Raw genomic sequence first — 7085 nt, forward strand, 5'->3', positions numbered from 1 at the left:
TCCATGCGGCATTTCGACCACATCGACGCCGCGCGTCGTAAGCATCTGTTCTACCGCCATCCGCGCCCGTTCGACCGGCACGACGACCCGGCGGTGCTGGGCGTCGCGCTGGGGGCGACGCTCTACAGCCCCGCCACGCGGCCCGTCCTCGCCGACGACATCGAGCGGGCCGCGCGGCGCGGCGTGATGAGCATGGTGGTGTGCCTGGAGGACGCGATCGCCGACGACGAGGTCGCGGCCGGCGAGGCGAACCTGGTGGCGCAGCTGCGGACGCTGCACGGCCGCGCCGCCACGGCGGCGGGCGAGGTGCCGCTGCTGTTCGTCCGGGTCCGCGACCCCCGCCAGATCGGCGACCTGATCGCCCGGCTGGGCGACGCGGCGGCCCTGGTCAGCGGCTTCGTGCTGCCGAAGTTCACCGCGGCCGCCGGTGGAGCGTTCCTCGACGCGCTGGCGGACGCCGCCGCCCGGACGGGCCAGCGGCTGCTCGCGATGCCGGTGATCGAGAGCCCGGAGGCGGTGTACGCGGAGACCCGCACCGAGATGCTCTACGACGTCGCGCGGCTGCTCGCCAAGCACCGGCGGCGGATCCTTGCGGTCCGGATCGGCGCGACCGACATGTCGGCGGCCTACGGGCTGCGCCGCCCGCCCGACCTGACGATCTACGACATCCGCCCGGTCGCGGGCGTGATCTGCGACGTGGTGAACATCCTCGGCCGCGCGGACGGCACCGGATACGTCGTGACCGGCCCGGTCTGGGAGTACTTCGCGGCGGGGGAGCGGATGTTCAAGCCGCAGCTGCGCCAGTCGCCGTTCGACGCGCAGCGGGCGGCGCCGCTGCGGCAGCGGCTGATCACCTCCGACCTGGACGGCCTGATCCGCGAGGTGCATCTGGACAAGGCGAACGGCCTCATCGGCAAGACCGTGATCCATCCGAGCCATGTGGCGGCCGTGCACGCGCTGTCGGTGGTGACGCACGAGGAGTACTGCGACGCCGCCGACATCCTGGGCGTCAGCGGGGGAGGTGCGATGGCCAGCTCCTACGCCAACAAGATGAACGAGGCGAAACCGCATCGCGCTTGGGCGCAGCGGCTGATGCTGCGCGCCCGCGTGTTCGGCGTGGCGGCGGAGGGCGTCACGTTCGTCGAGCTGCTGGAAGCGGCGGGCAGCCGATGACGGCCGTATCATCGGGGGTTTCGGCCGATTGGGCCGGTTCATGGGTGGCGTCACGCCTCGGTGTGCGGCTCCTGGACGGGGCTCGTCCCGCAGGAGTGGGCCTTACAGATCTGGTGGGGCTGGCGGTGCGGCGCAACCCGCGGCGTGCGCACCTGCTGGTTTCGGCGGTGCTGGGCAAGCACGTCCCGACCGATCCTCGGCTCGTGTACGGATCCGGGCTTCTGCTCGGGGAGCTTGTGCGCGCGGGCCTGCACGGCGACGATCCGCCGCCTCCCGGCCCCTTCCTCGCCGATGCTCTACGAAGCGCGCCGGGGGCGGCGGCCGACCTGCGTGACCACCTGCGGGCGCCGCAGCATCCCGTGGAAGCGGTCGTACTCGGCTATGCGGAGACGGCCACGGCCCTTGGGCACTCCGTAGCGGACGCCCTGGGCGGCGCCTACTACCTGCACTCCACTCGCCGCCCGGTCATGGGCTTCTCGACATATGGAGGGTTCGAGGAGGAGCACAGCCACGCGACGAGCCACCTCCTTCTGCCTGCCGACCCCGCGTCCCTAGACCGTGATGTGCCAGTAGTCCTGGTAGACGACGAGCTGTCCACCGGACGGACGGTCCTGAACACCATCGAGGCGCTGCATGCCGTCCACCCCAGGAGCCGCTACGTGGTGGCGGCCCTGGTCGACCTACGCGGACCCGCCGACAGGGAGCGAATGAAGAACCTCGCCGACCGGCTTGGCACTCGCGTAGACGCGGTGGCCTTGGCGGCAGGACAGGTCGAGCTCCCGGAGGGAATCCTGAAGGCCGGACAAGCGCTGGTCACCGAAATCATGACGCACGCTACGCAGCGCCCAGACGAGACCCTTGGGTCGTTCGGGGTGTCGCGCGTCGCTCTGGAATGGCCCGCCGACCTCCCAGACGGCGGACGCCACGGATTCCTGCCCGAACACAGGGACCGGCTGGAGAAGGACCTGGCACGCATGTCCGACTCCATGGCATCCGCCATCGGAGACGGGGCCTCCCGCGTGCTGGTGCTGGGGTTCGAGGAGCTGATGTACGCGCCGCTACGGCTGGCCGAGGCGCTCGCTGACGCCCTCCCCGGCGTGGACGTCCGGTACTCGACGACCACACGCTCGCCTGTCCTCGCCGTCGACGAACCTGGATACGCCATCAGGACGCGCCTGGCCTTCCCGTCGCACGACGACCCGTCAGACGGCCCAGGGGAGCGCTACGCCTACAACGTCTCTCCAGCGTCGGACCAGCAGGGATTCGACCGGATCGTGTTCGTCGTGGACGACGTCGGCGACACCCCCGCGCTCACCAATGGGCTCCTGCGACGGTTGCGCGCGCTGGCACCCACCCTGGTAGCGACCATCCCGGCGAGGGCGAGGGGGAGCGTGTGAAGCCCCTGTACGGGCCCTCCTTCGGCAGCTACCCGGCAGACGACGTCGCATGGCTGCTCAAAGACCTCTCACACGTCCACCTCGAAGCACCCACGGAGGAGCGTGAGGCGGCCATCCAGGCGGGCCGCGCGCACTACGCGGAGTCGCTGCCGGTGGAATACCAGCCGGGCCCTGAGTACCGGCGCCTGTTCCACAAGGCGCTGGAAGCCTCGGCGGAGCGCATCGCGTACGCGACGGGCCTGGTCACGGAGATGATCCTCGCCGAGCGGGGCCCGGACGCGGTCCTGGCGTCACTGGCCCGGGCGGGCACGCCGGTCGGGATCCTGATGCGCCGCTGGGCACGGTTCGCGCACGACCTGGACGTCCCGCACTACACCCTCAGCATCGTCCGGGGACGCGGCATCGACACGACGGCGCTGCGCTACCTCGCCGAGCACCACGATCCCGCGTCGGTGATGTTCGTGGACGGCTGGACGGGCAAGGGCGCCATCACGCGGGAGCTGACCGCCGCCCTCGCCTCGCATCCGTTCTCCGCCGACCTGGCGGTGCTGGCCGACCCCGGGCGCTGCACGTCCCTCTACGGGACGCGCGACGACTACCTGATCCCGTCCGCATGCCTCAACTCGACGGTCTCCGGCCTGGTCAGCAGGACGGTCCTGAACGACGACCTGATCGGCCCCGCCGACTTCCACGGCGCGAAGTTCTACGCCGACCTGGCCGACGACGACGTGTCCGCACTGTTCCTGGACACCATCTGCGCACGCTTCGCGGACGTCGCCGAACGCGTCGCGAAAGACCTGCCCCACCTCCGCGCGGCCGACCGGGCACCCGACTGGTCGGGCTGGGAGGCCGTCCGCCGCTGCGCCCAGGCCGACGGCATCGACGACCTCAATCTCGTCAAGCCGGGCATAGGCGAGACCACGCGCGTCCTTCTGCGCCGGGTTCCGTGGAAGGTGCTCGTCCGAGAAGACGCAGGCCCCGAGGTAGCGCACATCAGGCTCCTGGCCGCCGAACGCGGGGTACCTGTCATCGACGTCGACCAAGACAGTTTCCCCTACGCCTGCATGGGATTCATTCATCCGCGCTTCGGCAAGGGGGCCGTCCAGTGACCGTCCTGGTGTGCTCCGACCTCGACCGTACGCTCATCTACTCCACCGCAGCGTTCGCCCTGGACGGCCCTGACGAGACGATGCCGCGCCTACTGTGCGTGGAGTTCTACCAGGGCGCCCCGCTGTCCTACATGACGGAGGCGTCCGCCCGCACACTTGAGGCCCTGGCGAAGGCCGCGACGTTCGTCCCGACCACAACCCGCACACGCGAGCAGTACAGCCGCGTGCATCTCCTAGAGAAACCGGCCCCCTACGCAATCTGCGCGAACGGCGGCCACCTGCTCGTGGACGGCGTGGACGACGCTGACTGGGCAGCGTCCGTCAGAACCCACATCGCCGAAAGCTGCGCACCACTCCGCACCGTCCAGGAGCACCTCCTCCACACAAGCGGCGACTTCGTCCTAAGGCAACGCATCGCCTCCGAGCTGTTCGCCTACATGGTCGTAGACCGCGCAGCCCTCCCGCGCGGCTGGGTGGACGACCTCACGGCCTGGTGCGCCGAACGCGGCTGGCGGACGTCCCTGCAAGGCCGCAAGGTGTACTGCCTGCCCACCGGCCTGACGAAGGCCGCCGCCGCGGCGGAGGTCGCCCGCCGGACGGGCGCGTCCACGACCCTCGCCGCCGGTGACTCGCTCCTCGACCTGGACCTGCTCGACGCCGCCGACGCCGCCGTCCGCCCGGCGCACGGCGAACTGCACGACACCGGCTGGACGTCCCCGGTCACGACCGTCACCGCGGCCCGCGGCATCCTGGCCGGTCAGGAGATCGCCGACTGGCTCCTGGAACGCGCGACGGCCCCATGACAGGCAACCGTAAATATTCACGGTCAAGACGCGCGAACCGTTGACAAGCGACGTCGCCCAAGGGGTCGCAGCGGCGGCGTTCTGAGGTGACAATCACGGTGAGTCCTCGGCTCGGGAGTCCCATAACCAGGAGCCTGCCTTGCGCCAGAAGGAGGTCACCCTGATCAGATGAGCACCCGTCTGACCGGCGACGAGACCGCGCTGTGGAAGGCCGCGGCCAGGGTGCTCGACGCGAACTGGACCGGGACGGCCACCGTCGCGTCCCCTGGCCTCTACCCGCACCAGTGGAGCTGGGACTCCGCGTTCATCAGCATGGGCCTCGCCCGCCACCGCCGTGACCGCGCGGAGGCCGAACTGCTCACGCTGTTCCGCGGCCAATGGGCCGACGGGATGCTCCCGCACATCGTGTTCAACACCAGCCTCGCCCGGCACGCGTTCTTCCCCGGCCCCGAACTGTGGCGCAGCGAACGGCAGCCGTCCGCCCCCCGCGGTGTCCACACCTCCGGCCTGACACAGCCACCGCTGCACGCCCTGGCCGCACTCCGCCTGCACGAAAGCGCCACCGACTCCGACAGCAGCCGGGCGTTCCTCGCCCGCCTCTACCCGCTGCTCACCGCCCAGCACCGCTACCTCGCCGGCGCCCGCGACCTCAGCGGAAGCGGCCTCATCGCGATCTGCCACCCCTGGGAGTCGGGCCTGGACAACAGCCCCGCCTGGGACCGTCCCCTCGGCGCCCTCCACCTCCCCCCGACCGCCTACGCGCCCGCGCAACGCCCGCACACCCTCCCGACCGGCGAGGACTACGACCGCTACGTGTGGCTCGCCGCGCTCATGCGAGAGGCCGGATACCGCCCCGGCTACCTCCGCGACGAGCACCCGTTCGCCGTCGAAGATCCCCTGGTCAACGCCATCTACCTGGCGTCGGCCCACGCCCTGGCCGAGATCGCCGAGATCATCGACGCGGACCCCGCCCCGCATCACGAATGCGCCCGGCGCGTCCACCACGCGATCCTCGACCGGCTGTGGGACGCCGACACCGGCTGCTTCCGCGCCCGCGACCTCCGCGACGACCGGCTCCTGCCCGTCATCACCATCGGCGCGTTCGGCCCGCTCCTCGACCCGGACCTGCCCGCCCCGATCGTCCGCAACCTGGTCGACCTCCTCCTCTCGGCCCGCTTCGCAGGCGCCGCCGGATACCCCATCCCCACCTGCGACATCCAGGCCCCGGCGTTCGACCGCAGCGGCTACTGGCGCGGCCCCACCTGGATCAGCACGAACTGGCTGGTCTGGTACGGCGCCCTCGGCCACGACCTTCCCGTCGTCGCCGATCTCCTCTACGGCTCGACGATGCGGCTCGTCCGCCAGTCCGGCTTCCGCGAGTTCTTCGACCCGTTCGACGGCACCGGACGCGGCAGCCACGACTACGCCTGGTCGGCCGCCCTCGTCCTCGACCTCCTGGCCGCCCGCCGAGCCCCCCAGGCAGCCTGATCGCATACGGTGGCGGCATGCGCCTACGCCGGGGCCTGCCCGCCGACCTACGCGACGCCCTGACCCTCGAACGGGGCGAACGCGTCCTCGCCACGGCCCCCACTCGCGGCGGCTCCCACGTCGCCGCGTCCACGACCGCCCTGCATCTCCCGACCCCCGAGGGCGGTTTCACGCGCATCCCCTGGGAGCGCGTCGACCACGCCACCTGGAAGGACGGCTGGCTGCACGTCCAGGAAACATCCCGCACCGAGCACCACGTCCGCCTCACCGACCCCGGCTCGGTACCGGAAACGGTCCGGGAGCGCGTCACCGCCACCATCGCGGTCAGCCACCAGGCCGTACTCCCCGGCGGCGGCAAGGTGCGCATCGCCGGCCGGCGCCCCTCCACGGGCGGCGACGTCCGCTGGACGTTCGTGTTCGACGCGGGCCTGGACCCGTCCGACCCGGGCCTACGCGCCCAGGCCGAACAGGTCCTCGAAGATCTGCGCCGCCAGACCGGCCTCTAGCCGGGGTAGACCGGCGGCTGATCCTCGCTGGCCTTGTGCCGCCCCGGCACCTGCTGCGGCACCCGTTCCTTCATCTGCCCCGCCTTGCCGCGCGCGGCCCCGGCGAACTCCTCGCCCTTGGCCCGCAGCTTGCCCGCCGCCTCCTGGACGTTCGGGTTCTCCTGCATCTGCTGCGACAGCCGCTTGAGCTGCTCGTACCGCTCGCGCCCGGCCTTCGTCCCCATGACGTAGCCGATCGCGGCGCCTGCCATGAACATCATGCGAGCTTTCATGTTTACTCCCACTGACGGCGGATTCGTCCCACCCCCATACCCGCCAGCAGGCCACCCACCCGTGACAGGGCGCGAATAACGGGTGCGCGAACAGCCCCGGACATGCGCTAACCTAGACCCGCCGCCAGGGCCCGCACGGCCCTGGCCACACGAACGATCCCGCGTAGCTCAATCGGCAGAGCAGCCGGCTGTTAACCGGCAGGTTATTGGTTCGAGTCCAATCGCGGGAGCTGTACTGTGAGCACGTAATGCCAGGTCAGAGTCCGTCTCGGAGTGCCGAGACGGACTCGAATGCGTTCTGCCTGACCAACTGCCTGACTACCGATCGCTGATCGCG

7 protein-coding genes and 1 tRNA gene are annotated in these 7085 nt (G+C 70.9%); 7 read left to right on the forward strand and 1 reads right to left on the reverse strand.

Annotated features, from left to right (window positions below):
- Positions 1–3 precede the first annotated feature (3 nt).
- The 6 genes from ACH34S_RS28425 to ACH34S_RS28450 all read left to right on the forward strand — a co-directional run bounded on the left by ACH34S_RS28425 (position 4) and on the right by ACH34S_RS28450 (position 6476).
- Positions 4–1173 (forward strand): HpcH/HpaI aldolase/citrate lyase family protein, encoded by a 1170-nt coding sequence (locus ACH34S_RS28425; RefSeq protein WP_395955860.1) that lies wholly within the window; start codon positions 4–6, stop codon positions 1171–1173.
- A gap of 44 nt (positions 1174–1217) precedes the next feature.
- The gene (locus ACH34S_RS28430; protein ID WP_395955861.1) at positions 1218–2570 is read left to right on the forward strand and encodes a phosphoribosyltransferase family protein; all 1353 of its coding nucleotides are present in this window, start codon (positions 1218–1220) and stop codon (positions 2568–2570) included.
- Positions 2567–3679 (forward strand): cysteine protease StiP family protein, encoded by a 1113-nt coding sequence (locus ACH34S_RS28435; protein WP_395955862.1) that lies wholly within the window; start codon positions 2567–2569, stop codon positions 3677–3679. Before ACH34S_RS28430 ends, ACH34S_RS28435 begins: the two co-directional genes overlap by 4 nt.
- Positions 3676–4482 carry an HAD family hydrolase gene (locus ACH34S_RS28440; RefSeq protein ID WP_395955863.1) on the forward strand — a complete coding sequence of 269 codons (807 nt, stop codon included), beginning with the start codon at positions 3676–3678 and terminating at the stop codon, positions 4480–4482. Before ACH34S_RS28435 ends, ACH34S_RS28440 begins: the two co-directional genes overlap by 4 nt.
- Before the next feature lie 168 nt (positions 4483–4650).
- Entirely contained in the window at positions 4651–5970 is a 1320-nt protein-coding gene (locus ACH34S_RS28445) for an MGH1-like glycoside hydrolase domain-containing protein (RefSeq protein ID WP_395955864.1), read from the forward strand.
- A gap of 17 nt (positions 5971–5987) precedes the next feature.
- A complete protein-coding gene (locus tag ACH34S_RS28450; protein ID WP_395955865.1) occupies positions 5988–6476 on the forward strand; it encodes a hypothetical protein in 489 nt (162 codons plus the stop codon).
- Here ACH34S_RS28450 and ACH34S_RS28455 read toward each other — a convergent pair.
- Positions 6473–6748, reverse strand: coding sequence for a YtxH domain-containing protein (locus ACH34S_RS28455; protein ID WP_395955866.1), 276 nt, complete (start codon positions 6746–6748; stop codon positions 6473–6475). The genes ACH34S_RS28450 and ACH34S_RS28455 overlap by 4 nt on opposite strands.
- A gap of 157 nt (positions 6749–6905) precedes the next feature.
- On the opposite strand from ACH34S_RS28455, the gene ACH34S_RS28460 reads away from it, so the two are divergent.
- A tRNA-Asn gene (locus ACH34S_RS28460) sits at positions 6906–6978 on the forward strand.
- Positions 6979–7085 lie beyond the last annotated feature (107 nt).

This window comes from Actinomadura sp. 3N508 (genome assembly GCF_044326375.1).
Lineage (GTDB): Bacteria > Actinomycetota > Actinomycetes > Streptosporangiales > Streptosporangiaceae > Spirillospora.